Origin of the sequence: Xanthobacter sp. 91 (assembly GCF_000702385.1) — a bacterium.
Lineage (GTDB): Bacteria > Pseudomonadota > Alphaproteobacteria > Rhizobiales > Xanthobacteraceae > Xanthobacter > Xanthobacter aminoxidans.
Genome location: NZ_JNIB01000001.1, coordinates 2,981,901 through 3,007,667 on the forward strand (window position 1 = coordinate 2,981,901; position 25,767 = coordinate 3,007,667).

The 25,767-nt window shown below is 69.3% G+C and carries 24 protein-coding genes; 9 read left to right on the plus strand and 15 right to left on the minus strand.

Annotation, left to right across the window (positions count from 1 at the left end; translation table 11 throughout):
- Positions 1-24 precede the first annotated feature (24 nt).
- Entirely contained in the window at positions 25-2,778 is a 2,754-nt protein-coding gene (locus tag A37E_RS0114115; protein ID WP_029557185.1) for an MFS transporter, read from the minus strand.
- Positions 2,779-3,025: 247 nt separating this feature from the next.
- On the opposite strand from A37E_RS0114115, the gene A37E_RS0114120 reads away from it, so the two are divergent.
- Both A37E_RS0114120 and A37E_RS0114125 read left to right on the plus strand, forming a co-directional pair.
- Positions 3,026-3,718: a helix-turn-helix domain-containing protein gene (locus A37E_RS0114120; protein ID WP_029557186.1), complete on the plus strand. Its 693-nt coding sequence runs from the start codon at positions 3,026-3,028 to the stop codon at positions 3,716-3,718.
- 213 nt (positions 3,719-3,931) lie between these two features.
- Positions 3,932-5,203, plus strand: a complete 1,272-nt coding sequence (locus A37E_RS0114125) for an MFS transporter (RefSeq protein ID WP_029557187.1) — start codon at positions 3,932-3,934, stop codon at positions 5,201-5,203.
- A gap of 3 nt (positions 5,204-5,206) precedes the next feature.
- On the opposite strand, the gene A37E_RS0114130 is transcribed toward A37E_RS0114125, so the two are convergent.
- Positions 5,207-6,415: a lytic murein transglycosylase gene (locus A37E_RS0114130; RefSeq protein WP_245279457.1), complete on the minus strand. Its 1,209-nt coding sequence runs from the start codon at positions 6,413-6,415 to the stop codon at positions 5,207-5,209.
- Positions 6,416-6,634: 219 nt separating this feature from the next.
- Here A37E_RS0114130 and mtnC point away from each other — a divergent pair, with 219 nt between their 5' ends.
- Entirely contained in the window at positions 6,635-7,312 is a 678-nt protein-coding gene (gene mtnC, locus A37E_RS0114135; protein WP_029557189.1) for an acireductone synthase, read from the plus strand.
- Positions 7,313-7,347: 35 nt separating this feature from the next.
- On the plus strand, positions 7,348-7,677 hold the full coding sequence (locus tag A37E_RS0114140) for a 2Fe-2S iron-sulfur cluster-binding protein (protein ID WP_029557190.1): 330 nt from the start codon (positions 7,348-7,350) through the stop codon (positions 7,675-7,677).
- Positions 7,678-7,743: 66 nt separating this feature from the next.
- Here the strand turns inward: A37E_RS0114140 and A37E_RS0114145 are convergent, their stop codons facing one another.
- From A37E_RS0114145 to A37E_RS0114175, 7 genes are all read right to left on the minus strand, one after another.
- Positions 7,744-8,229: a DUF2269 domain-containing protein gene (locus A37E_RS0114145; RefSeq protein WP_024277575.1), complete on the minus strand. Its 486-nt coding sequence runs from the start codon at positions 8,227-8,229 to the stop codon at positions 7,744-7,746.
- Positions 8,229-9,518: an SDR family oxidoreductase gene (locus A37E_RS0114150; RefSeq protein WP_029557191.1), complete on the minus strand. Its 1,290-nt coding sequence runs from the start codon at positions 9,516-9,518 to the stop codon at positions 8,229-8,231. Before A37E_RS0114150 ends, A37E_RS0114145 begins: the two co-directional genes overlap by 1 nt.
- A 205-nt stretch (positions 9,519-9,723) precedes the next feature.
- Positions 9,724-10,074: a hypothetical protein gene (locus A37E_RS0114155; RefSeq protein WP_051679028.1), complete on the minus strand. Its 351-nt coding sequence runs from the start codon at positions 10,072-10,074 to the stop codon at positions 9,724-9,726.
- Positions 10,075-10,091: 17 nt separating this feature from the next.
- Entirely contained in the window at positions 10,092-10,526 is a 435-nt protein-coding gene (locus A37E_RS0114160) for a hypothetical protein (protein ID WP_245279334.1), read from the minus strand.
- Positions 10,527-10,641: 115 nt separating this feature from the next.
- Positions 10,642-11,277, minus strand: coding sequence for an NAD(P)H-dependent oxidoreductase (locus A37E_RS0114165; RefSeq protein WP_081837593.1), 636 nt, complete (start codon positions 11,275-11,277; stop codon positions 10,642-10,644).
- Between the two features lies 1 nt (position 11,278).
- A complete protein-coding gene (locus A37E_RS0114170) occupies positions 11,279-11,716 on the minus strand; it encodes a GNAT family N-acetyltransferase (protein WP_029557195.1) in 438 nt (145 codons plus the stop codon).
- Positions 11,716-12,189, minus strand: coding sequence for a carboxymuconolactone decarboxylase family protein (locus tag A37E_RS0114175; RefSeq protein ID WP_029557196.1), 474 nt, complete (start codon positions 12,187-12,189; stop codon positions 11,716-11,718). The genes A37E_RS0114170 and A37E_RS0114175 overlap by 1 nt, the downstream gene beginning before the upstream one ends.
- A 65-nt stretch (positions 12,190-12,254) precedes the next feature.
- On the opposite strand from A37E_RS0114175, the gene A37E_RS0114180 reads away from it, so the two are divergent.
- A complete protein-coding gene (locus tag A37E_RS0114180) occupies positions 12,255-12,800 on the plus strand; it encodes a MarR family winged helix-turn-helix transcriptional regulator (protein ID WP_038193137.1) in 546 nt (181 codons plus the stop codon).
- A 140-nt stretch (positions 12,801-12,940) separates the two neighbouring features.
- Positions 12,941-13,690 carry a haloacid dehalogenase type II gene (locus A37E_RS0114185; protein WP_029557198.1) on the plus strand — a complete coding sequence of 250 codons (750 nt, stop codon included), beginning with the start codon at positions 12,941-12,943 and terminating at the stop codon, positions 13,688-13,690.
- Positions 13,691-13,747: 57 nt separating this feature from the next.
- Here A37E_RS0114185 and uraD read toward each other — a convergent pair whose 3' ends face one another.
- From uraD to A37E_RS0114210, 5 genes are read right to left on the minus strand one after another with little or no spacing between them, the layout of a single operon-like run.
- Positions 13,748-14,626, minus strand: coding sequence for a 2-oxo-4-hydroxy-4-carboxy-5-ureidoimidazoline decarboxylase (gene uraD, locus A37E_RS0114190; protein WP_051679029.1), 879 nt, complete (start codon positions 14,624-14,626; stop codon positions 13,748-13,750).
- Between the two features lie 14 nt (positions 14,627-14,640).
- Positions 14,641-15,444 (minus strand): ABC transporter permease, encoded by an 804-nt coding sequence (locus A37E_RS0114195; protein ID WP_029557200.1) that lies wholly within the window; start codon positions 15,442-15,444, stop codon positions 14,641-14,643.
- A 10-nt stretch (positions 15,445-15,454) separates the two neighbouring features.
- Positions 15,455-16,312, minus strand: a complete 858-nt coding sequence (locus A37E_RS0114200) for an ABC transporter permease (protein WP_051679030.1) — start codon at positions 16,310-16,312, stop codon at positions 15,455-15,457.
- A 2-nt stretch (positions 16,313-16,314) separates the two neighbouring features.
- Positions 16,315-17,358 carry an ABC transporter substrate-binding protein gene (locus A37E_RS0114205; RefSeq protein WP_051679031.1) on the minus strand — a complete coding sequence of 348 codons (1,044 nt, stop codon included), beginning with the start codon at positions 17,356-17,358 and terminating at the stop codon, positions 16,315-16,317.
- Positions 17,359-17,360: 2 nt separating this feature from the next.
- The gene (locus A37E_RS0114210; protein WP_156026322.1) at positions 17,361-18,467 is read right to left on the minus strand and encodes an ABC transporter ATP-binding protein; all 1,107 of its coding nucleotides are present in this window, start codon (positions 18,465-18,467) and stop codon (positions 17,361-17,363) included.
- A gap of 132 nt (positions 18,468-18,599) precedes the next feature.
- Here A37E_RS0114210 and A37E_RS0114215 point away from each other — a divergent pair, with 132 nt between their 5' ends.
- From A37E_RS0114215 to A37E_RS0114225, 3 genes are all read left to right on the plus strand, one after another.
- Positions 18,600-19,547 carry a LysR family transcriptional regulator gene (locus A37E_RS0114215; protein WP_024277589.1) on the plus strand — a complete coding sequence of 316 codons (948 nt, stop codon included), beginning with the start codon at positions 18,600-18,602 and terminating at the stop codon, positions 19,545-19,547.
- Between the two features lie 144 nt (positions 19,548-19,691).
- Positions 19,692-22,238: an AsmA-like C-terminal region-containing protein gene (locus A37E_RS27620; RefSeq protein ID WP_029557205.1), complete on the plus strand. Its 2,547-nt coding sequence runs from the start codon at positions 19,692-19,694 to the stop codon at positions 22,236-22,238.
- Positions 22,239-22,365: 127 nt separating this feature from the next.
- The gene (locus A37E_RS0114225) at positions 22,366-24,486 is read left to right on the plus strand and encodes a 3-hydroxyacyl-CoA dehydrogenase NAD-binding domain-containing protein (RefSeq protein ID WP_081837595.1); all 2,121 of its coding nucleotides are present in this window, start codon (positions 22,366-22,368) and stop codon (positions 24,484-24,486) included.
- 78 nt (positions 24,487-24,564) lie between these two features.
- Here the strand turns inward: A37E_RS0114225 and A37E_RS0114230 are convergent, their stop codons facing one another.
- Entirely contained in the window at positions 24,565-25,758 is a 1,194-nt protein-coding gene (locus A37E_RS0114230) for an acetyl-CoA acetyltransferase (protein WP_029557207.1), read from the minus strand.
- Between the last annotated feature and the right edge of the window lie 9 nt (positions 25,759-25,767).

The following is a 25,767-nucleotide window of genomic DNA, read 5'->3' on the forward strand; positions in this document are numbered from 1 at the left end:
AGCCGGGCTCGCGAACCGCTGGTGCTACGCGGCCGCAGCCGGACGGTGGGTGGCGCGCGGGGCGATCCCGCGCTCGATGTCGTGGAGGAGGCCGCCCTTGCGGGTGTAGACGGCCCAGGTGATGACCAGGCAGCTCACATAGAAGCCGAGGAAGGCCCAGAGCGCCGCCTCAGGCCCGCCCGTCAGCGCGATGGAGGTGCCGTAGCCCTTGGGGATGAAGAAGGCCCCGAAGGCGGCAATCGCCGAGGTGAAGCCGGTGATGGCCGCCGCCTCCTTCTCCGCCTGCTTGCGGCGCGCCTCCGCATCGGCGGCGGGCATCAGGCGGTCCATCTCCTTCGCCATGATCGCGGGGATCATCTGGAAGGTGGAGGCGTTGCCGACGCCGGTGGCGAAGAACAGCACCAGGAAGGCCGCGAAGAAGGCCGAGAAGGCCCAGGGCTCGGCGCGCATGCCGATGGCCCACAGCACGCCCGACACGCCCGCCATCATCAGCACGAAGACGAAGAGCGTTACCCGTCCGCCGCCGTAGCGGTCCGCCAGCCACCCCGTGCCGGAGCGGGCGAGGGCGCCGACCAGCGGGCCGAGGAAGGCGTAGGAGAGCGCGTTCACCTCCGGGAAGAGGATGTTGGTGAGCAGCGGAAAGCCCGCCGAATAGCCGATGAAGGAGCCGAATGTCCCCGTATAGAGCCAGCACATGATCCAGTTGTGCTTGCGCTGGAAGATCACCGACTGCTCGCGGAACGAGGCGCGGGCGTCGGCGATGTCGTTCATGCCGAACCACGCGCCGAAGGCCGAGAGGACGATGAAGGGCACGAAGATGAAGCCGGCATTCTGCAGCCACATGGGCGCCGGCCCCGCCGCCGCCTTCACCATGGCCGGATCGCCGCCGAACTTGCCGAACAGGCCCATGGTGATGACCAGCGGCACCACGAACTGCACCACGCTGACCCCGAGGTTGCCGAGGCCGGCGTTCAGCGCCAGCGCGTTGCCCTTCTCCGCCTTGGGGAAGAAGAAGGAGATGTTGGCCATGGAGGAGGCGAAGTTGCCGCCGCCGAAGCCGCACAGCAGCGCGAGGATGAGCAGCACCACATAGGGCGTGTCCGGGTTCTGCACCGCATAGCCGATGCCGAGCGCGGGGATGATGAGCGACCAGGTGGTGAGCGTCGTCCAGAGCCGCCCGCCGAAGATCGGCACCATGAAGGAATAGAAGATGCGCAGCGTCGCGCCCGTGAGGCCGGGGAGCGCGGCGAGCCAGAACAGCTGGTCGGTGGTGAACTTGAAGCCCACCAGTGGCAGCTTCGCCACCACCACCGACCACACCTGCCAGATGGCGAAGGACAGGAGCAGCGCCGGGATGGAGAGCCACAAATTGCGCCGGGCGATGGCGCGGCCGGTGGAGGCCCAGAAGGCCTTGTCCTCGGGCCGCCAGTCGGTCAGCACCGCGCCGGCCTTGCGGGCGGGCAGCGCGGAGGCGGGCATGCCCTGCATTTCCGGCAGCTCGGGCAGGGTGGCCAGCGCCGGAGCAGAGGCTTCCTTTTCCATGTGCCGGATGGCGAGGTGCATCCAGGCCAGCGCCCCGACCGCGATGACGAACAGCAGCATGAAGCAGCTGGTCCACAGGCCGGTGAGGTCGTTGAGCACGCCGAAGGCGAGGGGCAGCACGAAGCCGCCGAGGCCGCCGATCATCCCCACGAGGCCGCCCACGGCGCCCACATTGTTGGGGTAATAGACCGGGATGTGCTTGTAGACCGCCGCCTTGCCCAGGGCCATGAAGAAGCCGAGCACGAACACCGTGACGGTGAAGCCGGCGACGCCCATTTCCATATGGAAGGTGATGGGGCCGTTGATGCCGCGCACCACATAGTCCGTGGGCGGATAGGACAGCACGAAGGTGGCGGCCACCGAGACGAGGAAGGTCCAGTACATCACCCGCCGCGCGCCGTAGACGTCGGAGAGATGCCCGCCATAGGCGCGGAACAGGCTCGCCGGCACGGAGAAGGCGGCGGCGATCATGCCCGCCTGCTTGATGTCGAGGCCGTAGACCTTCACCAGATACTGGGGCAGCCACAGCGCCAGCGCGACGAAGGCGCCGAAGACGAAGAAATAATAGAGAGAGAAGCGCCACACCTGGACGTTCTTCAGCGGCTCCAGCTCCAGCCACGCGCTCTTCGGCTTGATGCCGAGGCGGCGGCGCTCCACCAGCACCGGATCATCCTTGGTGGTGACGAAGAAAAGCACCGCCATCACCACGAGGGCGGCGGCCCACACCTGCGCCACCATCTGCCAGCCGAAGGCGACCAGCACGAAGGGGGCCAGGAACTTCGTCACCGCCGCGCCCACATTGCCGGCACCGAAAATACCGAGGGCGGTGCCCTGCTTGCCTGCCGGATACCAGCGCGAGACATAGGCGACGCCCACGGAGAAGGAGCCGCCGGCGATGCCGACGCCCAGCGCCGCCAGCAGGAACTGCGGATAGGTCGCGGCATAGGTGAGGAGGAAGGTGGCCACTGCCGCCGCCAGCATGGTCAGCGCGAACACGACGCGCCCGCCATACACATCCGCCCACACGCCCAGCGCCACGCGGATGAGCGAGCCGGTGAGGATGGGCGTGCCGATGAGGAGGCCGAACTCGGTGTCCGAGAGGCCGAGATCCTGCCTGATGCGGATGCCGATGATGGAGAAGATCGTCCACACCGCGAAACACACGGTGAAGGCGAGGGTGCTCATGGAAAGGGCGCGCCGCTGGTCGCTTTGGCTCGCCTCGAAAGGGGTGTGCATGGCTTCAACCCGCCAGTTGCAAAGTCGCGGCTGGACCGCGCGTCGCAACCTGCGGCGGGGGCGCCGTGGCTTCTTTGATCTGTATCAGTAATAGACTTCGGTCATCAGAAAACAGCGGAGACTTATTGGATGACCCGAAACGAAATATCTTTATTACTGTCTAGACTTTACAAGTTTTGACGCGGCAATTGACATTTGTCAAGCGACGGAGGCGATGGCATGGTAGGGGTGACGAAACGAGGTGCGCATGAGGCCTGACGACGCCGCCGTGATCCGAAGCCTGCCGCTGTTCGCCGATGCCCGCGAGGAGACCTTCGCGGAGCTGGTGCGCACGGCGTTTCTCCAGCGATTCCCGCCGGGGGTGACGCTCATCAACGAGAATGACGAGGCGGACTTCCTCCATGTGGTGGTGGAGGGGCAGGTGGAGCTTTTCGCCACCTTCGGCGAGCGTGAAACCACCATGAGCATCGTGGAGCCGGTGGGCACCTTCATCCTCGCGGCGGTGCTCAATGCGCGCATCTATCTCCAGTCCGCCCGCACCCTGCAGAAATCGCAGGTGCTGATGATCCCGGCCGAGAAGGTGCGCGATGCGATGGGCACGGACGCGGCCTTCACCCGTGCCGTCGTCACCGAGCTGGCCCGCGGCTATCGCCGGGCGGTGAAGGAGGTGAAGGGGCAGAAGCTGCGCACGGGGGCCGAGCGCCTCGCCAACTGGCTGCTCCAGCGCGCCGAGGCGGAGGGGGCAGGGCGCATCACTCTGCCGTTCGAGAAACGGGTGCTCTCCTCGCTGCTGGGCATGACGCCGGAAAATCTCTCCCGCGCCTTCGCCGTGCTGAAGACCCACGGCGTGACGAGCCGGGGCGCCGTCATCACCCTCGCCGACCGCGCGGCGCTCGCCGCCTTCGCGCGGCCCGATCCGCTCATCGACGGGCCGGAGTGAGGGGCACTCACTGTCGGCATGCCCCGGCTTGTCCGGGCGTCCACGGTGCCGCGCGCGGGGTGCAGGAGGCCGGGCACCGTTCCCGCGGAGGCGTGGATCCCCCGGATGAACCGGGGGATGACGGTTGTGGCGGATCGCTCTTGATTAAGACCGCCTGTCTTGCCCATGGTGCTCCCGGCCGGTGACTCACCGCGCACGGGCAGGGGGCGATCCATGGCGGCGACGCGGTTCCACAGGGTGGTGATCTTCCTGCTGTTCGCCATCACGGTGGTGAACTACATCGACCGCGCCGCCATCTCCTATGCCATCCCGGCCATCGAGCAGCAGCTCGGCCTCTCCAAGGCCGCCGCCGGCACCATCCTCGGCGCGTTCGGGCTGGGCTATGCGGTGACGACGCTTATCGGCGGCTTCGCGGTGGATCGCTACGGCGCGCGCATCGTGCTGAGCATCGCGGCGGTGCTGTGGAGCCTGTCCATCGGCCTCACCGGCCTCGCCTCCGGCTTCCTCACCCTCTATCTCGCGCGCACGCTGCTGGGCATGGCCGAGGGGCCGAACTTCTCCGCCGTCACCGGCGCGGTGGAGCGCTGGCTGCCGCCGGCCCGGCAGGCGAGCGCGCTCTCCTATGCGCTGGTGGCAGTGCCGGTGGCCCTCGCCTGCGGCGGGCCGATCGTGACGCAGCTTCTGGCGGCGCTGGGCTGGCGCGGCACATTCGCCGTGCTGTTCGCGCTCTCGCTGGTCTGGGTGCCGCTCTGGTACGTCCTGTTCCGCGACGACCCGGCCCAGTCGCGCCATGTGAATGCGCAGGAACTCGCCTTCATCCGCGAAGGCCAGACGGCGGAGGCCGCGCCGCTCCGCCGCTGGCCGCGCATGAGCGAGGTGCGGGTGCTGCTCACCAACCGCACGCTGCTGGTGAACTACTGGGCCTTCTTCGTCTTCGGCTATTTCCTGTTCTTCTTCATGGCCTGGCTGCCGAGCTATCTCCAGCAGTCCTACGGGCTGAACCTTGCCGCCGTGGGCGCCTTCACCGTGCTGCCGTGGCTGTGTGCCGCCGTGGCGCTCTGGGCGCTGGGGCGCTGGTCGGATCACCTCCTGAAGACCACCGGCCGGTTGCGCGTGTCGCGCTCCTACCTCATCGCCGGGACGCAACTGGTGGCGGCGCTCGCGGTGGTGCCGGTGGCGTTCAGCGCCAGCCTGCCGGTGGCCATCGCCTGCATCTCGCTGGCGGTCGCCGCCTCCATGGGGGCGAACGCGGCCTATTTCGCGGTGAACGTGGACATCGTGCCGGAGAAGGCGGCGACCGCGCTCGGCATCATGGATTTCTGCTTCGCGCTGGCCGGCTTCGTCGCCCCTGTCATCACCGGCTTCGTGCTGTCGCTGCGCGGCTCGTTCGCCGACGGCTTCGGCCTGATGGCGGTGCTGGCGCTCTCGTCCGTGGTCCTCGTCCTCGCCTTCCACCGGCCGGACGAGGACCGCGCCATCCCCTGAGCCTCAGCGCCCGGCATTCATGGCGTTCAGCACCGCCTCGCTCGGCCAGCAGTCCACCTTGAGGCCGGCAGACTTCTGGTAGGCGCCGAGCGCCGCGCGCGTCTGCATGCCGGCCTTGCCGTCGATCTTGTCGGAATAGAGCCCCAGCCGCGCCAGATGCTTCTGCATGGCCTCCACCGATTTCGTCTTGAGCTGGGAGGAGGCCGACCATGGCGTGCGGAAGGGCGAGGGGTCGGTCATGCGGTCGGAGAGGTGGCCGACGAACAGCACGTAGAGGTCGGAGAAATTGTACTGCTTGATGACGAAGTAGTTCGCCGTGGTGAGGAAGGACGGGCCGTAGGTGCCCTCCGGCTGAAGCAGCGATGCGGGCTGCGCCACCTCGGTGGCGGAGAGGCGGCGGACGGGGGCGTAGCGGGCGCGGATCCATTCGCTGATGGGCTGCTTCACCTCCGGTACGCCCATGGTGCAGTCGGCATTCACCGGCGCCAGCACCTCATAGGCCCAGCGCACGCCCGGCTGCCATCCCTTGTCGGCGAGCTGCTTGGCGGCGGAGGCGAGCGCGTCCGGCACCGAATGCCAGATGTCGGCATGGCCGGTGCCGTCGAGATCGACGCCGTGCTTCACATAGTCCGAGGGCAGGAACTGGGTGAGGCCCGTCGCCCCGGCCCAGGAGGCGCGGAAATCCTTCCGGGTTACGTCGCCGTCGTTCAGCATCTTCAGGGCGAGGATGAACTCGGTGCGGTACTGGTCCTTGCGTCGGCCGGCATAGGCCTGCGTCGCCAGTACCTTGAGCGCGTCGTGGGGCGAGGTGTAGCGGCCGAAATCGGTCTCGCGGCCCCAGATGGCCAGCACCACGGGGGCGGGCACGCCGAACATGGCCTCGATGCGGTCGAGGGGCGCCTTGTATTTCTGCATCAGCCGCTGCCCCTCGGCGGCGAGGCGGGCGATGGTGGCCTCCTTCACATAGGCGGCCGGCACCTGCACGAACTCGGCCTGTCCGCCGGCACCGGTGGAGGGGCGGCCGGGCAAAGCGAGGTCGGGCAGCTTGTAGTCGGGCTCGAGGCCGGCCGTCTCCCGCTCGAAGGTGGCGCGCGACACGCCCGCCGCCTGCGCCTCCGGCCACAGGGAGGCGATGAATTGCGTGAAGGCGGCATCCGCCGCCTGCGCCGGCGCGGCAGCGGCGATGGAAAGGGCCAGGGTCCAGGCGATCAGCCCGGCAAGGAGGCAACGGCAACCGGCAGGCAAGGGACCGCTCATCAATCAGGGGAAAGGAGCGCCGGAGGGTAGCATGGCCCCCAGCCGCCGCCAAAGCCGGCGGCTGGCACGGCGGGTGCTTGCCTTCCCTTCAAACCCGATCGGCGTGCCGGGGAAGGGCCGCATTGGCGCGTTCCCGACACGGGCGCATTCCGGGGGTAAGGCAGAGGCGGTGTCATGGCCATAGAGGCGGTGCTGATGGACATCGAGGGCGTTCTCGGCCCCCAGTCCTTCCTCGATGAGACGCTGGTGCCCCATGCCCGCGAGCGCCTCGGCGCCTTCATCGCCGAGCACGGCGAGGAGAACGAGGAGATCGAGGAGGCGCTGGACGAGGCCGGCCGCCTCATGGGCGGCTTCTCCCTCAAGCCCCGCGAGGCGGAGGCGCTGCTGCTGCGGTGGATGAAGCAGGGCCGCAATCCGACGCCGCTCAAGATCATCCAGGGCCGCATCTGGCAGGAGGGGTATGCGGCCGGCGCCTTCAGCGCGGAGGTCCATGGCGATGCCGGGCCGAGCCTTGCCGCCTGGAAGGGGCAGGGGCTGAAGCTCTTCACCTTCTCCTCCTCGTCGGAACTGGCGCAGAAGCTCTGGCTCTCCTCCGCCGGCTCGGATGCGGAGCGCCTGCTGGACGGCTTCTTCGACACCCGCATGGGCCAGAAAATGGAGGAGGAGGCCTACAAGGCCATCGCCCAGGAGATCGGCCTCGCCCCGTCGCAGATTCTCGTGCTCTCCGGCAGTGTGGACGAGCTGGACGCCGCCGCGTCCGCCGGCCTCGCCACGGTGCGGATCGCGCGCGATGGCGGCGACAGCGGAAGGCACCCGGCGGCGGCGGACCTTGCGTCCGTCATCCTGCCGTGAGCCGGCGTTCGGACGTTTGGGCGGGGGGCTGACTCTTGGCGCGCTTCACCGTGGAAACCCGCAGCGGCGCCCGTCATGAGGTGACGGGGCGCGACGGCACGACGCTGCTGAAGGCCATCCGCAAGGCCGGCATCGAGGAACTCGCCGCCCAGTGCGGCGGCGGCTGCGCCTGCGCCACCTGCCATGTCTTCGTCACCCTGCCGGAGGGCGTCACGGCGCCCCCGATCAGCCCCGGCGAAAGCCGCATGCTCACCACCAGCCAGAACCGCACCCTCGCCTCCCGCCTCGCCTGCCAATTGAAGCTGGAGCCCGCGCTGGACGGCATGGCGGTGGTGATCGCGCCGGAGGAGGCGGGGGATTTCTAAAGCATTTTCGAGCGAAGTGGATACCGGTTCGCGTGAAGAAAATGCGTCAATTCAACAACTAGCGAGTCAGCCGAGGGTGAAGGCCGGAAGGTCCGGCCGCACGATCATCAGCCAGAAGATGCCCAGCACGGCCGCGAAGGCGGGGAAGCCGAAGGCGAACCAGGTCCAGAACAGGCGATGATAGGCGGCTGGCAGTGCCGTGCCCGCCGTGGCGGCGGCCTCTGCGAGCTTCCGCATGCGCATCTGCATTCCCACCACCGGCAGCCAGAACGCGCCGGTGAGGAGATAGAGGGCGATGGACAGCACGATCCACCCCTCGGTGAGCGGATAGCCGGCCGTCTGCGCCAGCAGCGCGCCCGTGACCGGTTGCAGCACCACGGCGGTGGCAGTGAAGAGGAAATCCGCGAGGACCACGATGCGCGCCACCGCCGCCACCTTCACGGCGCTGCCGGTGACATGGGCCATCACCATGAAGAAGGCGATCCCCGCCCCGGTGCCGAGCAGCACCGTCGCGCCGATGACATGCAGGAATTTCAGGACGAAATAGGCCATCACCGGTCCCTCAGGATGGCGAGGGCGACGAGGTTCAGCATCACCACGGGTGCGATCTTCACCAGCGGGCCGAGCGGATCGAGCCACAGGCGCGGCAGGAGCGCCGTGCCGGCGATCACATACAGCAGCGAGACGGCGAGCGCCGCCCACAGGGCCACCCGCGTGGTGCGGCGGACGGCGATGCCGAGGCCGATAGCGAGGTCCGCCAAAGCGCCGCCGATCGCGAGCGGAGCAGCGAGGGCGCCGGCGCCGCCCTCCTTCAGGAGCGCGATGCCCGCATCATAGGCGGGGCCGAGGGAGAGGAGCCCGGTCACCATCCAGAACATGGCGAACAGGACGAAGATTGCCGGCTTCAGCGTGTAGAGGGCAGCGAACCAGCGTTCCTGCACGCCCGCAGGCTCGGCGGCGAGGGCGTCGGAGAGGGATTGCGGCCGGATGCCGGTCATCCGCATCCACGGGCCGGGATCGCCCGTGGCGCCGCGAGCGATCTCCCGCGCAACCGTACTGCGCAGAGGCGGGCGCCAGCCGAGGCGGCCGATGCCGTCGCCGAGCCGGTACATCAGGCGGGCGATCCAGCCGGGCACCGGAATTCGTCGCGCAGGAGCAAAGCCCAGCCACCGGCGATAGGTCGCGATCACCTCTTCGAGGGACAACCGTTCCGGCCCGGCAAGATCCATCTCCACGCCGGCCGGAGCCTCGGGCGCGACGAAGACGGCGACGGCCTCCGCCACATCGTCGAGCTGCACGATCTGAAGATCGGCCGTGTCCGGGAACAGCGGGAACACGGGCAGGGCGGCGAGCCCACGGAACATGGCGCTGCCGCCATAGGCCCGGCGCCCCACCACCACGGACGGGCGCAGGATGACATGGTCGAGCCCACTCGTGGCCAGCAGGGCATCGCCCTCCTGCTTGGTGCGGGAGAAGTCCGAGGACGCGCCCGTATCGACGCCGATGGCGGAGATGTGGACCACGCGCCGCACGCCGGTGAGGCGGCAGGCCGCGATCAGCGTCGCCATCCCTGAGACATGCACACGCGCGACGCTCTCGCCCGGCCCGTCCTGAAGCAGGCCGGCGGCGTTCACCACAGCGTCGGCGCCGTCCAGTTCACGGGCCAGTTGTTCGGGCGTCGCGGTGCCGAGGTCGAGCGCCACGAAGCGTCCCTTGGGCAGGGTGCGGGCCGCCGTCTCGATGTTCCGCGCAAGGCCGACCACTTCATGCCCCGCAGACGCCAGCCGCGCCAGCACGGCGGAGCCGATGAGGCCGGTGGCGCCGAGGACGATGATCCGCATGGCGCTGCTCCCGGGCGCGATCCGACACACTCCCTCTCTCGGCCAATCGCGCCCGCGCCGCAAGGCGAAGGCCCGGACCGCCCCCCCGCGACATGCGGCGGCACCCGTTCCACGGGCGCGCCGGGCGGCCACTGTGATCACCGGCAAGGCGCGGGCGGCCTTCATCGCCGGCTTCCAGGGTGAGGTGGAGCGCGGTGGCGCGCCCTCACTCCGTCGCGAGGCGTTCGGCGAGTTCGCGTACGTCGTCCCAGCTCAGGTGATGGGGGGCGGCGCCGGTGTCCACGTCCACCCCTTCCGCATGGACGGCGGCGGAGAAGTCGCCGTCCATGCCCACGGGGCTGAGATAGAGGAAATCCGTGCGCCGCCAGTCGTGCGCGACGGCGGTGAAGGCGCGCGACAGGGTGCGGCCCTCCTCCAGCGTCAGGTCGTAATGCAGCGCCGCGCTCAGCGTCATGCGCAGCATGTCGCCGAGGAGGCGGTGGGACACGCGCCGGACGAAGGGATAGGGGACGCCGGGATCGGGGACGAGCGGGGCGGGAACGAGGGGATCGGGCATGGCGAAATCCTCACCGCTCAGAGCGACCGGACCTCTTCCGCCTTGGCGACGAACTCCAGCCTGTCCGCCGCGTCGAAGTCCGCCACGGGCACCGCGAAGGCGAAGCGGTTCGCGTACCAGAAATTGCCGAAGGGCAGGAACAGGCTGCCGGAGGCGAAGGTGGCGAGCGGCGTGTCGCCCGCCTTCAGCACCGCCTCGAAGCCGGGGCCGGCTTCAGCTGCGGCGGTGTTGTCGCCGAACACCTCGAACTGCACGACAAGCCGCACCAGCGGCACGCCGGCCTCCTCCGTCCTGATGGCGATGACCTTCAGGTCCTGGAAGCGCCGGCCGATGGTGCCGTCCGCCAGCAATTGCGGGAATTCGTGCACGCGCCCCTTCTTCACCGCGAGGCCTTCGGCCGGCAGCGCGCCGAGGTCGGCGAGCCCGGTGGGCTTGGCGGGGGCCAGTGTCACGCTGGTGCGGGTTTCCTGCAATGCCGGCAAAATACGCTCCTGTCGGGCGGGTCGTTGGAAATGCGACAAAAATCGACATTGCCGGCCCAGAAGCACATTGCGCGCCAGATCGCCGTCATCCGCCCGGAGGGGCGGCCGCGCGGGCGACGCAGGCCGTGCTCCACAGCCGGGCCGCGGCGCGGGCGGCCGCCACCTTCTCCGGGCCGCGGTTCATCTCCTCCAAGCACAGGATGTCGAGGCTCGACAGGCCGATGGTCGCCAAGACATAGCGCAGATAGGGCGTGAGGAAGTCCACCTGCCCGGCCGGCGGGGCCCCCAGTCGCCCGCCGCAGGAGACGATGGCGAAGGCGGGCCGGTCGGCAAGGAGGCCCTGCTTGCCGGTTGGAGTGGAGCGGAAGGTGCGGCCGGGGCGGACCACATGGTCGATCCAGGCCTTGAGCGCCGATGGCACGGTGTAATTGTGCATGGGCGTCGAGATCACCAGCACATCGGCGGCCTCGACTTCCGCGATGAGCGCCTCGGACCGGGCCAGCGCCTCTTCCTCGGCCGGTCCGCGCATGTCCGGGGCCAGCGCGTTGGCGCGGGCGAAGTCGGGGCCGGGGTGGGGGAGCGGCGTGTGGGAGAGGTCGCGGCGGATCACCGTCCATCCGGGCGTGGCGGCCGTGACTGCGCCCGCGAGTTCTTCCCCCACGGTCCGGCTGAACGACGCCGCGCCGCGGGGACTGGCGGAGACGTGGAGCAGGCGCCGCATGTCATCCCGCCCCGGGAAGCGGGATGTTGAACCGCAGCGCCATGGCGAGCAGGCCCTGGCGATAATAGAAGCGGTGGCCCAGCGCGTTGTCGAGGCCGGTATCGAGCACCAGCTTGGCGCAGCCCAGCGCCGCCCCCCGCGCCTTCAGCTCGTCCATCAGCCGCGGCCCATGGCCCCGGCTGCGTTCAGCCGCCTCGGCAACGAGGTCGTCCACATAGAGGAAGCGGCCGTGGATCAGGCTCTCCGTCACGCGGTAGCCGGCGAGCGCGACGGGCGCGCTTCCCGCCCACAGCGCGAGGATGCGGTAGCCATCCGCCGACTGCCGCCGCCAGCGCCGGGCCAGTTCCTCGGCGGAGGCCAGATGCGGCCGCAGCTGGCGCATCAGCGGATAGCACAAGGCGATCTCGGCCTCGCCGACGTCGCGGAGTTCGGCGGGCATCACGCGGCCCTCGCCAGCGGCGGGGCGAAGCGCAGGGCGACGGCGATGCGGTTCCACTGGTTGATGGTGCCGATGGCGACGGTGAGGTGCATCGCCTCCTCGGCGCTGAACACTTCCAGCAGGTTCGCATAATCGGCATCCGAGGGCGGTCCCCCGGCGGTCAGCGTCAGGGCCTCGGTCCAGGCGAGGGCGGCGAGCTCGCGCGGGGTGAACACGCCGGCCTCGCGCCACGCGGCGACGAGATCGAGCTTTTCCGCCGGAACCGCGAGCCGGCGCGCCACGGTGAGGTGATACTGGATGCAGAAGGCGCAGCCGTTGATCTGGGAGGCGCGCACCTTGGCGATCTCGGTCAGCGGCTTCTCGAGGCCGGACTCGTCGACGCTCTTGCCCAGCGCCAGCAGCGCGGCATAGGCGGCGGTCTTGGCAAACGCTTCGTAGGACAGGCGGGGCTCGTGGGGGGTATGGGCGCTCATGCTGGTTCCCGGAGTGGCGACGTGATAATATCAAAGCTCGAACAATATATTCGAGTTCTGATATTATGCGCAAGCCCGTCTCCCCGACCCTTCCCGCGTCGGCCCGGAATTCCGTCGCGGCCGAAAGTCCCGCTCCGCGCAAACTCCCGGCTCCAGGGCATGGCAAGCGCGGGGAGGACGGGCACCTTGGCTACCTGCTGCGCCAGGCCAATGTGGCCTTCCGCACCCGTCTGGAGCGGGCGCTTGCCGACACCGGCGTCACCCAGCCGCAGTTCGTCGTGCTGACCATGATCGACGCCTATCCCGGATGCTCGGGCGCCGACCTCGCGCGGCTGTCGTTGCTGACGCCGCAGACCGTTTCCGTGATCGTTTCCAATCTCAAGCGGGACGGCCTGCTCCAGTCCGGCCCGCACCCGGTGCACGGGCGCATCCGCTGCCTGAGCCTGACCGTCCCCGGCAACGATGTGCTCGCCCGATGCAAGGACAGCGCGAATGCGCTGGAGGCGGAGATCGCCGCGCCCCTGTCGGCAGAGGAGGCGGCGGTGGTGCGCCGCTGGCTGGTCAGGGTCGCGACCGGGGCCGATGGGCTGCCGGAAGCCGGCGACGACTGAACTGGGTCTCCCCGAGGGATGCGATTTCCGGGGCGCGGTTCGACGAGGTGGTCTTTCGCACCGAGACCGGACTGGGCGATGATGCGCCGGCCGGCAAGAGCCTTCACCGACAGACACGCGCACACAGCGGGAGGAACGACATGATCAAGGCCGTCGTGTTCGACGCCTACGGCACGCTCTTCGACGTCCAGTCGGTGGCCGACGCCACCGAGCGGGCGTATCCCGGCCGGGGCGCGTACATCACGCAGGTCTGGCGGCAGAAGCAGCTGGAATACAGCTGGCTCCGGGCGCTGATGGGGCGCTATGCCGACTTCTGGAGCGTCACGCGGGAGGCGCTGGCCTACACCCTCGGAACGCTGGGACTGGAGCCGGACGAGGCCTTCCTCGCCGACATGGCGCAGGCCTACAACCGGCTCACGCCTTATCCCGACGCGGCCCGCTGCCTCGCGGAGCTGGCGCCTCTCAAGCGCGCCATCCTCTCCAACGGCGCGCCCGACATGCTGCGGGCGCTGGTGGCCAATGCGGGCCTCGCCGACAGCTTCGACGCCGTGATCAGCGTCGATGCCAAGCGCGTGTTCAAGCCCCATCCCGAGGCCTATGCGCTGGTGGAGGAGGTGCTGGGCGTGACGCCGGCGGAGGTGCTGTTCGTGTCCTCCAACGGCTTCGACGTGGGGGGCGCGAAGGCTTTCGGCTTCCGCGTCGCCCGTGTCGCCCGCCTGCCGCGGGAGGCGCTGGCGCGGGAACTGGCCTCGGGCACCATCGCGCCCCTGACCGTGTTCAAGGCGCTCAGGATGCAGGAGGAGACCTATGCGGAGGCGCCGGATTTCGTGGTGCCCGCCCTCGGCGACCTGCCGCGGCTGATCGCAGAGACGGCTGGCGGGATGCGGTGATGGACGGGCGGGACGGCGGACGCAGGCCGACCGAAGAGCGCAGCGCCGCCTTTGCCCTCAGCTGCCGCGATAGGTGGTGTAGGAGCCGGGCGAGAGGAGGAGCGGCACGTGGAAATGCTCCTCTGGATTCCACACGGTGAAGGCCACGCGCACCTTGCCGAGATAGGCGCGGGCAGTGGTGGAATAACCGTGCCGGGCGAAATAGGTGGGCGTGTCGTAGCGCCACTCATAGGTGCCGGCGGCAAGGTCGCCGCCGCCGAGGAGATGGTGGTCGCAGGCGCCATCCGCGTTGGTGACGAAGGAGGTGAGGCGCGTCATGCCGCCATCGCTCTCCCGCCGCCACAGCTCCACGCCGAGCCCGCCGGCCGGCGCCGCGCGCACTGTGTCGAGCACATGGGTGGAGACGCTGCCCGTGGGTGCGGCGCGCACGCGGTCGAGCAGCCGCATCCAGGAGATGGCCGCGACCTCCGCCAGCGCCTCGGAACGCTCCGCCTCCGGACTTGCCGCGAGGCGCCGCTCGAAGGTGGCGAACAGGGTCTCCAGCGAGGCCTTGCGCACGGCGAGGATGAAGGGATAGCCGAAGCGCGCCTCATAGGCGGCGTTCAAGAGGTCCAGCCGGGCGCTGATCTCGGCATCGAGGGCATCAAGGCCGAGGGCGGTCTGCTCGGCGGTGGATTCGGCCGTGGTGCCGCGCCTCAGGGTTTCGGGGGAGAGGCGGGGATGGCCGTTGAGGAAGTCCGCCAGCGCCGGCGCGGGCAGCGCTTCGATGCCGGCCAGCATCGCCTTGTGCAGGGCGGTGAGGGTGGCGAAGGGGCGCGCGGCGGCAGCATTCCGCGCCACCCACGGGGCATTCTCGAACACCGGGCCGAGGGCCGCCGCGAAATCGGCGGCGGTCATGGCATTCAGCGCGTCGAGGCGCAGGAGGTCGTTCGGCACGTCCCGTCTCCCGGTCATTTCATGAAGCGTGAGAAGCCGGCGACGCGCTCCATCAGCACCATCATCAGCACGGTGGCGATGATGATGACGCCGCAGGCGGAGGCGGCCCGGCTGTCGAGCTGGTTCTGGATGATGTCCCAGAGATAGATGGGCAGCACCTGCGTGCGGGCGTCCTGGAGGAACAGCGACACCGGCACGTTGTCGAACGAGGCCATGAAGGCGATGAAGGCGCCGGAGGCGACGCCCGGGCTGATGAGCGGCAGCGTCACCGTCCGGAAGGTGTGCAGGCGCGATGCGCCAAGGCTGCGCGAGGCATCGAGCAGGGCCGGATCGAGCTGGGCGAGGCTGGCCAGAGTGGTGCGCAGCACGAAGGGGACGCACACCACGATATGGCCGATGGCGAGCGTGAGCGTCGAGGGCCGCATCCCCAGCATGGAGAACAGCATCAGCGCCGCGAAGCCGAAGGCCAGCGCCGGCAGGATGAGCGGCGACATGAACAGCGTCTCCAGCCCCCGTGCCACCGGCCCCTCGCTGCGGGCGATGCCGAGCGCGGCGGCCACCCCCAGCACCACGCAGGCGGAAACGCTGATGACCGCCACCTTCAGGCTCACCCACAGGGCCGCCTGCAATTCGTTGGCGTCGATGAGCGCCGCGTACCAGCGCAGCGAATAGCTGGCGGGCGGGAAGTGCAGCGCCTCCTCCCCGGTGAAGGAGAGGATGAGGATGACCAGCGTCGGCCCCGCCAACGCGATGACGCAGATGAGGGAGAGGAGGCCGAACACGGTGTTGAAGGAGAGGGTCTGCCAGTCGCGCAGCATGGCGTTTCTCCTAGCCGTAGAGCCGGGCCGCGCGGCTGCGCGAGAGCGCCACCAGCATGGCGACGATGAGCAGCACCGAGACCATGAAGATGACGGACACGGCGGCGGCGAAGGGCCAGTTCTGCAAATCCATGGCCTGCTGGAAGATCATCATGGGCATGAACAGCAGCCGCGAGCCGCCGATGAGCGACTGGGTGACGAAGGCCGTCACGCAGGCCGTGTAGGTGAGGATCGTTCCGGCGATGATGCCGGGCAGCGACAAGGGCAGCGTGACCTTGAAGAAGGTCCGCCACGCCCCCGCCCCCAGCGCCTGCGAGGCGCTCTCCAGATTGGGATCGATGCGCTGGAGCGTGGTGATGAGCGGCAGCACCATGAGCGGCATCTGCACCTGCGCCAGCACGATGACGACGCCGGTCTCGCTGAACAATAGCTTGAGCGGCTGCGCCGAGAGGCCCAGCGCCAGGATCGCCTCGTTGACGATGCCGTGGCGGCCGAGAATGACGATCCACGCGAAGGTGCGCACCACCACGCTGGTGACGATGGGCAGCACCACGAGGAAGATCAGCACCGCCTGCCAGCGGGCCGAAACCCGTGTGCACAGCCACGCCAGCGGATAGCCGAACAGCAGGCACAGGAGCGTCGCCTTCGCCCCGACGAGCAGCGTGTCGCGCAGCACGGCGAGGTTGAGGCCGTCGGTGAGGAAGGCGGCATACTGGCCGAGGCCGAGCGTGCCGGTCATCTGCCGCTCGGTCTCGAAGCTGATGGCGACCAGCAGGCCGAGCGGCGCGACGAAGAACAGCGTGAAGAAGGCCGCAAGCGGCAGCGCGAGCGCCCAGTCCTTGGGTTTGGGATTAAGGGCGCCCGCCATGGTCACACCCGGATGTCGCGGTTGAACTGCTGGGTCCAGGCGGCGCGGTTCTGGTTCACCTTGGCCCAGTCGAAGAACACCATCTTGTCGAGGTCGGCGGGGGTCTTGGCGATCTGCTGGGCGACAAGCCCGGCATAGGGCACCTTGCTGGAGGTGGGGATCACGTTCCACGGCGACTTCTGCATCTCGCCCTGCACTTCGGGCGAGATCTGGCTGTCCACATAGGCATAGGCCAGCTCCGGCTTCAGCGCGCCGGCGACGATGTGCATGGTGGTCTTCCAGGCCGGCGTGCCGGTATCGACGCGGACGAACTCGATGGGCACGCCCTTGGCCTTCAGCTCCTCGGCGAAATTGAAGTTCTGCACGCCGATGTCGATCTCGCCCTGCTGGAACAGCGCGCCGTGGGCGCCGAAATTGGCGGAGACGGCGGCAAGGTTCGGCAGCAGCGTCTTCAGCTTCTTGAAGCCCGGCTCCATGTTCGCCTCGGTGCCGCCGGCCAGCCGGTTGATGTCGAGCAGGAAGGCGAGGCCGAGGGTGGAGGCGAGCGAGGTGATGCCGACGCGGCCCTTGTATTCCGGCTTCCAGAGGTCGTCCCACGAGGTGGGCGGGGTCTTCACGGTCTTCGGATTGTAGGCGATGCCGATGGCCTGCATGGTGATGGCCGGGCCGTATGCGCCCTGGAACTTGGGGTTCAGCGCCGCGAAGTTCGGCGACTTGGCCGGGTCGTACTTGGCGATCAGGCCGGCATCGATGGCCTCCAGCGCCGGGCCTTCGTCCAGCATGGCCACGTCGAAGGGAGGCTGGTTCCCCTTGGCGGCGGTGAGCTTGGCGATCTGCTCGGTGGCCAGCATGGGCGACTGCACCACGCTCGCCCCGGTGCGCTTGACGAAATAGGGCGCGAGGATCTGCTTCTGCACATTGGCCCAGGTGCCGCCGAAGGTGGCGGCCACCAGCTCGTCCGCGGCGAAGGCGCCGCGCGGGGCGAAGGCGAGGCCGGCAGCGGCCGCAGAGGCAAGGAACCCTCGCCGGGACATTTCGAACGTCATGCTCAATTCCCCTTCTTGTGGGTGTCGCCCGAATGGTCCGGGAACAGGCCGGTGATGCGGTTGGGCTTGAAATGGAGGAAGACGGAGCCTTCGAGCGGGGCATCCGCCTCGCGCTCCTGCACCACCTTCACCGACGAGCCGTCGATGAGCGCCACCTCGTAGATGAGGGCGGGGCCGATGGGCATGACGGCGGTGATCTCCGCGCCGATGGCCCCCGCGCCGCCGGTGGCGCTCACGCGCATCCCCTCGGGGCGCACCGCGACGAGAACCGCCGCGCCCACGGGCAGGGTTGTCTCCCGTCCGGTCTCGATGACCATGCCGTCGGCGAGCCGCACCGCCGCGCCCGTGGCCGAGGTGCCGGCCACCGTGGCCCTGAGCAGGTTGGCGGTGCCGACGAAGGTGTTCACGAACAGGGAGGCCGGCCGGTCGTAGATGTCCGAGGGCGGGGCGAACTGCTCCAGGTTGCCGCGCGAGAGCACGGCGATGCGGTCGGACATGCCGAGCGCTTCCTCCTGGTCGTGGGTCACCATGACCGTGGTGATGCCCGACTGGCGCTGGAGCCGCTTGATCTCGATCTGCATGTCGAGGCGCAGATTCTTGTCGAGGGCGCTGAACGGCTCGTCCAGCAGGAGAATGCGCGGGCGGATGGCGAGGCAGCGGGCGAGCGCCACGCGCTGCTGCTGGCCGCCGGAGAGTTCGCGCGGGAGGCGGTCGCGGAAGGCGGCCATCTGCACCACGTCCAGCATCTCGGAGACCACCGCGTCGGTCTCCGCCTTCGGCCGGCCGGCGGCGATGGGACCATAGGCGATGTTCTGCGCCACGCTCATGTGCGGGAACAGGGCATAGTTCTGGAACACGATGCCGATGCGCCGCCGGTTGGTGGGCAGATGGGAGATGGAGGCGCCGTCCACCAGCACGTCGCCGGAGGTCTGGCGCAGGAAGCCGGCGATGATCTTGAGCAGGGTGGTCTTGCCGCAGCCGGAAGGGCCGAGCAGCGAGACGAGTTCGCCGGGGCGGATGTCGAGATCGATGGCATTGGCGGCCACCACCTGCCCGAACGCATGGGAAATGCCCCTCAGCGTCAGCGCGTGCCCAGCGGACTGGCTCATGGTGGAAGCCTCAAGGTGCATCTGATCGGGACGCCCCATCGCCCCTACGGGGAAGATAGTCGTCCTCGCGGCCATTGCCGTCCATCGCAGATTTGATACTTTTCCATACGCAAAATGCGTATGGAGGCAGTGGTGCCGGCATCCCTCGTTCCCGCGGCCCTGCGTTATGCCGAGCAGGTGGCGCGCTCCGGCTCCATCCAGCGCGCCGCGAAGGACCTCAACGTCGCCGCCTCGGCCATCAACCGGCAGGTGCTGCAGCTGGAGGAGACGCTGGGCGTGCCCCTGTTCGAGCGGGTGGCGAAGGGCATGCGCCTCACCCCCGCCGGCGACGCCCTCGTCACCCTCGCGCGGCGCTGGATGGCCGACGAACGCCGCACCGCCGCCGAGCTGCGCCAGCTTCAGGGGGTGGATCAGGGCCATGTGCGGGTGGTGGCCATGGACAGCCACGTCAACGGCATCCTGCCCGCACTCATCGCCGATCTCGACGCCCGCCACCCGCGCATCTCGTTGGACGTGGAGGTGGCGAGCACGGACGCCGCCGTGGCCGCCCTCATGGCCGGAGACGCCGACATCGCCGCCATCTTCAACCTGTCGCCCCGGCGCGACATCCATGTGCTGTGGTCGGCGGAGCTGCCGTTCGGATGCGTCATCGCGCCGGACCATCCCCTGGCGAGCCGCGGCTCCATCAGTCTGCAGGAGGTGGTGGCCCATCCCATCGTGCTGCAGAGTCGGGCGCTGATGATCCGCCGCTATCTGGAGGCGCGGCATGGCTGGCTGTTCACGCAGGAGCGCAAGACGGTGGAGACCAATTCGCTCCAGCTGGTGAAGATCCTCGCCCGCGAGAAGGGCTATGTGGCCTTCACCTCCGAGCTCGATGCGGCGGCAGAGCTGATCGCCGGCACGCTGGTGTTCCGCCCTGTGCGCGACAAGGGCGCCGAGCCGCAGATGGTTTCCATCGCCATCGATGGGCGAAAGCCCCTGACGCGGGTGGGGCGCATCGTGGCGGAGGCGCTGGAACGCCTCACCGGCCGGATGATCGACGATGTCCGTCGCGCCGGCACCGCATCCGCGCCGGACTGATGCCGGCCGCGCATGCGGCCTCTCTCGCACGCTGGCGCGTCATGCGGCCAAGGTCGCACGAGAAATCGCCTGTCGCACGGGGTTCCAATCGGTATGTTGAGAGGGGGCGGTTGCTTTGCGGCCGTCGGGCAAGGCGGAGGGGTCATGTTTCGCGTCGTGCGGCGGGTCGTTGCGGTCCTGCTGGTGCTGGTGTGCGCCGCACTCCTCGCGCTGGTGCTGGCGGCCAACCTGCCACAGGCGGAGGGACTGCGCCGGTCGCTGGCGGAACAGGGGCTGACCCATCTGTGGGGCGAGCCCGTGAGCGTGCGCGGGGCGGTGACGGTCTCCCTGTGGCCCAATGCGGCGGTCGATATGGACGGCGTGGAGGCGCACGGCACCGATGGCGCCAACGCCCGGACCGATCGTCTGACCGTCGCCATCCCGCCTTATGTCGAACTGGTCAGCGGCGGCCTGCGCTACAGCCTCGCGGTCGAGGGGGGCGACTTCGACGTGCCTTTCGCCAGCGGCGAGGCGGCCCGCCCCGGATCGCTGCTCGAATCCCCCATCCACGTGCTGTCCCTGCTGCCGCACCTCACCATCCGCGACACGGTGGTGCGCTTTACGGACACCATGAACGGCTGGCTGTTCGATCTCAGGGTGAAGGATCTCAGGAGCGTGGCCGAGGCGGGGCGCAACGTGCTCGTCGCCGACGCGGCCCTGAACGGCCAGCCCCTCACCCTCGGTTTCGCCTTCGACCTCGAGGTGGAGAAGGAGGAGCGGGAACGCCCCTATGGCGCTCGTATCACCCTGGCCACCGCCGAAGGACCCGACGCCCCCGGCCTTTCGGCGCGCTTCGACGTGCGTGCGCCGACGAAAAGGTTCGACCATGGCCTCGTGATGAAGTTCGATGCCGACGCCAAGAGCCTCGCCAAGGGGCTCACCCTCGCCGGCATCGCCCCCTCCATCGACGGCACCGGCAAAGTCAGCGCCCGCTTCAAGGCCGAGCCGGACCGTTTCAGCTTCCACGATCTCGACCTCGTCCTCACCCTGGCGGACGGCGAGCGCATCTCCGTCACGGGCCAGGCCGACGACCTCGCCACCCTCGCCGGCGCCGACCTCAAGGTGGTGGCCGATCTCGCGACCGCCGCGCCCCCCGCCGTCTCCCTGCGCGAGATCGTCGTCACCCGTCTGACAGGGGACTTCCGAAGCCGCGCCGAAGGCATGATGCTGGAGGAGATCCTCATCTCCACCAACGCGTTCGACCAGAGCCTGAGGGAGATCGGCCCCATCAACGTGCGTTCGGTCACGCGCGACGCGGAGGGGCATGTGGCCTTCCGGGGCATCTCGGTGATCGCCGGCCCGCCCAGCCGCCCCATCGCCCGGCTGGAGGGCAATGTGGACGATATCCTCGGGTTTGCCGGCGTCGAGCTGGCGGGCGGTGTCGACATCCCGGTCGCCAGCGTCGTCGCGTTGCCGCCCGAGGCCCAGGACAAGCTCGGACGCATCGTCGGCAGCCTCTCCATGTCGGACGCCGGGGGCGGGCTGGGGGTGGATTCCTTTGCCGCCCGCATCGAGGGCAGCGCCCTGGTCTCGGCGACGCTTGCCCTCGTGCTGGACGATCTCGGCAAGCCCGGCGTCGCGGCCACCACCCAGGTGGATGCGCGGCTCAAGGTGCCGAACTATTCCGCCTTCACCGCCGCCTTCGGCGACACCTCCGATTTCCGCGGGCAGGTGACGTTCGAGGGGCGCCTGAGCGGCAACACCGATGCGCTGACCATGGAGGGGCGCACGGACATCGGCCGCACCCGCATCGACGGTACCCTCTCCAGCCTCGCCGCGCCCGGGGGCCGGTCGGTGGTGAAGGGCAGCATCACCTCGCCGCTGGTCTATGCCGACGAGCTTCTCGCCTTCATGCGTCCGGAAGGGCAGCGGCGGCGCAAGACGGTCAAGCTGATCGGCAGCCGGGAGCCGGAAGGCGGCAGCCAGATCGACCTGCTCGGCACGACGGATGCGGACGTGGCCATCTCCGCCACCCGCCTGCAGGGCGGCGGCGACAGCGCCACCGGCGTCAAGGCCCGTCTCGTGGTGAACAACGGCGCCCTGCGCGTGGACCCGCTGCGCATCGGCTATCGTGGCGGCGTCATCTCCGCCGTCATGGCGAGCGAGGGGCGCTCCGTGCTGCGCACCAAGGGGTCGGGGACGGGCTGGCCGCTGGCGACCCTGTTCGGGCATGGCTCGCCCATCTCGGTGTCCGGCACGCTGAGCGTCGTCTTCGATCTCACCACAAGGATGGATGCGGACAACCCGCTCGCCACCCTCGGGGGCACCCTCACCGGGCGCGTCGGCCGCGGCCGCATCGGCACCGGGCTTCTGGACCTCGCCGGCGTGGGCATTCTCGCGGGCATCTTCACCTCCTCCGTGCAGAAGGGCGAAAGCGTGCTGCGCTGTGCCAAGGTGCCGCTCCAGTTCCACAAGGGCGTCGGCCGCACCAATCCGGTGATCGTGGTGAATACCGAGCATGTGCAGGCCCTCGCCCGTGGCACGGTCGACCTGGTGCGCAACCGCATCGATCTGCGCGTGGCGCCGCGCCCGATCACGGCGCCCGATGGTCCGCCCGGGCACAGCTTCACCGTGAAGGGCGCGCTCAGCAGCCCCGCCATCGCGATGGCCTCCGCCGGCAATGAGCCCCACGGCCGCTACAGTTGCGAGTGAGGCGGCGGGCTCTCGGCTGAGGTCCTTCCGCTTGTCGTCTTGGAAATAATAAATCGATCGTTTAATCTTTGAATCGCCGGTAAGGCCCGGCGACACAGCCGCCGCACGCCATCCTCAGGAGCGACCCATGACCGACCAACCGCCCGCGGCCCCGCGCGGCGCGCCCCCGCATGCCGAAAGCGCGCCCGTGAGCATCACGCGCCATGGCACCGTCGCGGTTGTTCACATCGATCATGCGCCTGTGAACGCGCTGTCGCGTGGCGTGCGTCAGGGGTTGGTCGATGCGGTGCGGGCGCTGGATGCGGATGCGTCGGTCTCGGCGCTGGTGCTGAGCGGTGGGCCGGGGCGGTTCATCGCGGGGGCGGACCTCAAGGAGATGGCGCTGCCGCCGGATGCGCCTTTCCTGCCCGAGGTGGTGGGGGCGATCGATGCCTGCTCCAAGCCCGTGGTCGCCGCGCTGGATGGCGCGGCGCTGGGCGGTGGCTGCGAGATCGCGCTGGCGTGCGATCTCAGGCTCGGGTCAGCGAAGGCGCTGGTGGGGCTGACCGAGACGCGGCTCGGCATCATCCCCGGCGCGGGGGGAACCCAGCGGCTGGTGCGACTGGTGGGCGTGGCGCAGGCCATCGCCCTGGTCTGCGAGGGCCGGGTGCTGAAGGCCGGCGAGGCGCTGGCGCTGGGCCTCATGGATGCGGTGGTGGAGGGCGATCTCCTCACTGAGGCCATCGCCCGCGCACCGGCGGTGGCCAAGCGCCGGCTTGCGGCCCTGCCGGTGCCCGTGGGCGATCCGGCCGGGGAGGCGACGGCTGCGGCCAAGGCCCTCAAGGGCGCCAAGGGCGTGCCCGCCATCGCCGAGGCCATCCGCGTCATCCGGGCCTCGAAGGACGCCGACTTCGCCTCCGGCCTCGCCCTTGAGCGGGCCGCCTTTCTCGCCCTGCGCGAGAGCCCGGAAGCCAAAGCCCTGCGCCACCTCTTCCTCGCCGAGCGCGAGGCGGTGAAGGTGCCGGGGCTGGAGGGCGCCAAGGCGCGCTCCATCTCGTCCACCGCCGTCATCGGCGCCGGCACCATGGGCGCGGGCATTGCCGTGGCGCTGCTGGACGCGGGCTATCCCGTGATCCTCGTGGAGCGCGATGTGGAGGCCGCGCAGGCCGGTGTCGCGCGCATCGATGCCCTCTACAGCAGGCAGGTGAAGAGCGCCCGTATCGACGAGGCCCACAAGGCCGAGCGCCTCGCCCGCCTCCTCCCGGCGTCCGACTATGCGGCGCTGGCGCAGGCCGACCTCATCGTCGAGGCTGCGTTCGAGGACATGGCCGTGAAGATCGACATCTTCCGCCGCCTCGACAAGGTGGCCAAGCAAGGCGCGGTGCTGGCCACCAACACCTCCTATCTCGACCTCGACGCCATCGCTGCCGCGACCTCCCGACCTGAGGACGTGGTGGGCTTGCACTTCTTCGCCCCGGCCAACATCATGAAGCTGCTGGAGGTGGTCAAAGCCACCCACACCGCGCCGGATGTGCTGGCGACCGCCCTCGCTTTGGCGAAGCGCATGGGCAAGCAGCCGGTGGTGGCGGGCAATTGCGACGGCTTCATCGGCAACCGCATCTATGCGGTCTACCGCCGCCATGCGGAATATCTGGTGGAGGACGGTGCCGCGCCTGAACAGGTGGATGCGGCGCTGGAGGCGTTCGGCTTCGCCATGGGCATCTTCGCGGTGTCGGACATGTCCGGCCTCGACATCGCCTATGCCATGCGCAAGCGCCGGGCGGCGACGCGCGACCCCAACGAGCGCTACGTTTCCATCGCCGATACGCTGGTGGAGGCGGGGCGGCTGGGCCGCAAGACCAATGGCGGCTGGTACGCCTACGACGCAAACGGCACCCGCACGAGCGATCCGGCTGTCACGCAGATCATCGCGGAGGCCCGCGCCGCCAAGGGCATTCAGCCGCGATCCTTCACACCGGAAGAGATCCAGCTTCGGCTGCTCGCGGTGATGGCGAACGAAGGCGCGAAGGAACTCGCCGAGGGCATCGCGCTGCGGGCGTCCGACATCGACCTCGCCTTCGTCAACGGCTACGGCTTCCCGCGCCTCAAAGGCGGCCCCATGCACGCCGCCGAGGCCCTCGGCCTTGCCACCGTCCTCGCCGAGATCAAAGCCGCCCACACCACCGGCGGCGCCGGCTCCGAACCCGCAGAACTCCTCGCCCAGCTCGCGGCCGAGGGGAAGACTTTCGCAGACTGGCTGATGGCCTAAGCCACTCGCTGCCAATAAAAAACCCCGCCGCCGGCGCGAGCCGGGCGGCGGGGCAGTCAGCGGGCCGCCACGGTCGGATCAGGCGGCACCGACAATGGTGATGGAGCACACGTTCTGCGCCGGCGCGCCGCCCAGATTGTGGGTGAGGGCGAGGCTCGGGTTTGCGAGCTGGCGTTCGCCGGCCTGTCCGGTCAGCTGGAGCCAGCATTCGTAGAGCATGCGCAGGCCGGACGCGCCCACGGGATGGCCGAAGCATTTCAGCCCGCCATCCACCTGGCTGGGCATGGCCCCGTCCACGTCGAAAACCCCGTCCAGCATGCGCTTCCAGCCGGTGCCTTCGTCGGCGAGGCCGATGTCTTCCAGCGTCACCAGCTCGGTGATGGAGAAGCAGTCGTGCAGCTCGGTGAAGCTCAGCTGCGCGCGCGGATCGGCGATGCCCGCCTCGGCATAAGCGCGGCGGGCGGCGATGCGGGCGGTGTGGACATAAGAGCCGTTCCAGCCGCTCTGCTGCACCTCCCAGCCGTTGGAGGCGACGAGCTGGATGGCCTTCACCAGCACCGGCGCCTTTCCAAGGCTCCGCGCGATCTCCGGCGTGGTGACGATGGCGCAGGCGGCGCCGTCCGACACCGGGCAGCAGTCGAACAGGCCGAGCGGGTCGGCGACGAGCGGCGCATTCACCGCCTGCTCGACGGTGATGGCCTTGCGCAGATGGGCGTTCTTGTTTTTCACCGCATTGGCGTGGCTCTTCATGGAGGTGTGCCCCATGGCCCGCTTGAGGTCGCCGGCGGAGATTTTGTGGCGGGTGCCATAGGCCCGCGCCAGCTGGGCGAAGTTGCCGGGATTCGTGTGTGTCGGCAGATACATGGGCGCGAAGGTGCCGCGCGAGGCCGGGGGCAGGCCGGCAAAGCCGGTGTCCTTCAGCTTCTCGACGCCCACCGCCAGCGCGACATCCACCGCCCCCGACGCCACCGCATAGACGGCGCCGCGAAAGGCTTCCGTGCCGCCGGCGCAGAAGTTCTCCACGCGGGTGACGCCGATGTTCGGCAGGCGCAGGGCCTGGGCCATGGGGGTGCCGGCCTTGCCGGCGCCGATGTCGTCATAATGAGAGGAATACCAGGCCGCGCCGATCTGGTCGGGGGCGATGCCGGCATGGCCGAGCGCCTCCAGATAGGCTTCCGCCATCAGCTCTTCCTGTCCCACGTCCCAGCGCTCGCCGAAGCGCGAGCAGCCCATGCCGAGGATGGCGACCTTGTCCTTGATTCCGTTGGCCATTTTGTCGCC

Excerpts from the sequence above, each read along its gene's own strand:
- A37E_RS0114115 (WP_029557185.1), bottom strand. The coding sequence starts at position 2,778 with ATGCACACCCCTTTCGAGGCGAGCCAAAGCGACCAGCGGCGCGCCCTT.
- A37E_RS0114120 (WP_029557186.1), top strand. The coding sequence starts at position 3,026 with ATGAGGCCTGACGACGCCGCCGTGATCCGAAGCCTGCCGCTGTTCGCC.
- A37E_RS0114125 (WP_029557187.1), top strand. The coding sequence starts at position 3,932 with ATGGCGGCGACGCGGTTCCACAGGGTGGTGATCTTCCTGCTGTTCGCC.
- mtnC (WP_029557189.1), top strand. The coding sequence starts at position 6,635 with ATGGCCATAGAGGCGGTGCTGATGGACATCGAGGGCGTTCTCGGCCCC.
- A37E_RS0114145 (WP_024277575.1), bottom strand. The coding sequence starts at position 8,229 with ATGGCCTATTTCGTCCTGAAATTCCTGCATGTCATCGGCGCGACGGTG.
- A37E_RS0114150 (WP_029557191.1), bottom strand. The coding sequence starts at position 9,518 with ATGCGGATCATCGTCCTCGGCGCCACCGGCCTCATCGGCTCCGCCGTG.
- A37E_RS0114155 (WP_051679028.1), bottom strand. The coding sequence starts at position 10,074 with ATGCCCGATCCCCTCGTTCCCGCCCCGCTCGTCCCCGATCCCGGCGTC.
- A37E_RS0114165 (WP_081837593.1), bottom strand. The coding sequence starts at position 11,277 with ATGCGGCGCCTGCTCCACGTCTCCGCCAGTCCCCGCGGCGCGGCGTCG.
- A37E_RS0114170 (WP_029557195.1), bottom strand. The coding sequence starts at position 11,716 with ATGCCCGCCGAACTCCGCGACGTCGGCGAGGCCGAGATCGCCTTGTGC.
- A37E_RS0114175 (WP_029557196.1), bottom strand. The coding sequence starts at position 12,189 with ATGAGCGCCCATACCCCCCACGAGCCCCGCCTGTCCTACGAAGCGTTT.
- A37E_RS0114180 (WP_038193137.1), top strand. The coding sequence starts at position 12,255 with ATGCGCAAGCCCGTCTCCCCGACCCTTCCCGCGTCGGCCCGGAATTCC.
- A37E_RS0114185 (WP_029557198.1), top strand. The coding sequence starts at position 12,941 with ATGATCAAGGCCGTCGTGTTCGACGCCTACGGCACGCTCTTCGACGTC.
- A37E_RS0114195 (WP_029557200.1), bottom strand. The coding sequence starts at position 15,444 with ATGCTGCGCGACTGGCAGACCCTCTCCTTCAACACCGTGTTCGGCCTC.
- A37E_RS0114200 (WP_051679030.1), bottom strand. The coding sequence starts at position 16,312 with ATGGCGGGCGCCCTTAATCCCAAACCCAAGGACTGGGCGCTCGCGCTG.
- A37E_RS0114205 (WP_051679031.1), bottom strand. The coding sequence starts at position 17,358 with ATGACGTTCGAAATGTCCCGGCGAGGGTTCCTTGCCTCTGCGGCCGCT.
- A37E_RS0114210 (WP_156026322.1), bottom strand. The coding sequence starts at position 18,467 with ATGAGCCAGTCCGCTGGGCACGCGCTGACGCTGAGGGGCATTTCCCAT.
- A37E_RS27620 (WP_029557205.1), top strand. The coding sequence starts at position 19,692 with ATGTTTCGCGTCGTGCGGCGGGTCGTTGCGGTCCTGCTGGTGCTGGTG.
- A37E_RS0114225 (WP_081837595.1), top strand. The coding sequence starts at position 22,366 with ATGACCGACCAACCGCCCGCGGCCCCGCGCGGCGCGCCCCCGCATGCC.
- A37E_RS0114230 (WP_029557207.1), bottom strand. The coding sequence starts at position 25,758 with ATGGCCAACGGAATCAAGGACAAGGTCGCCATCCTCGGCATGGGCTGC.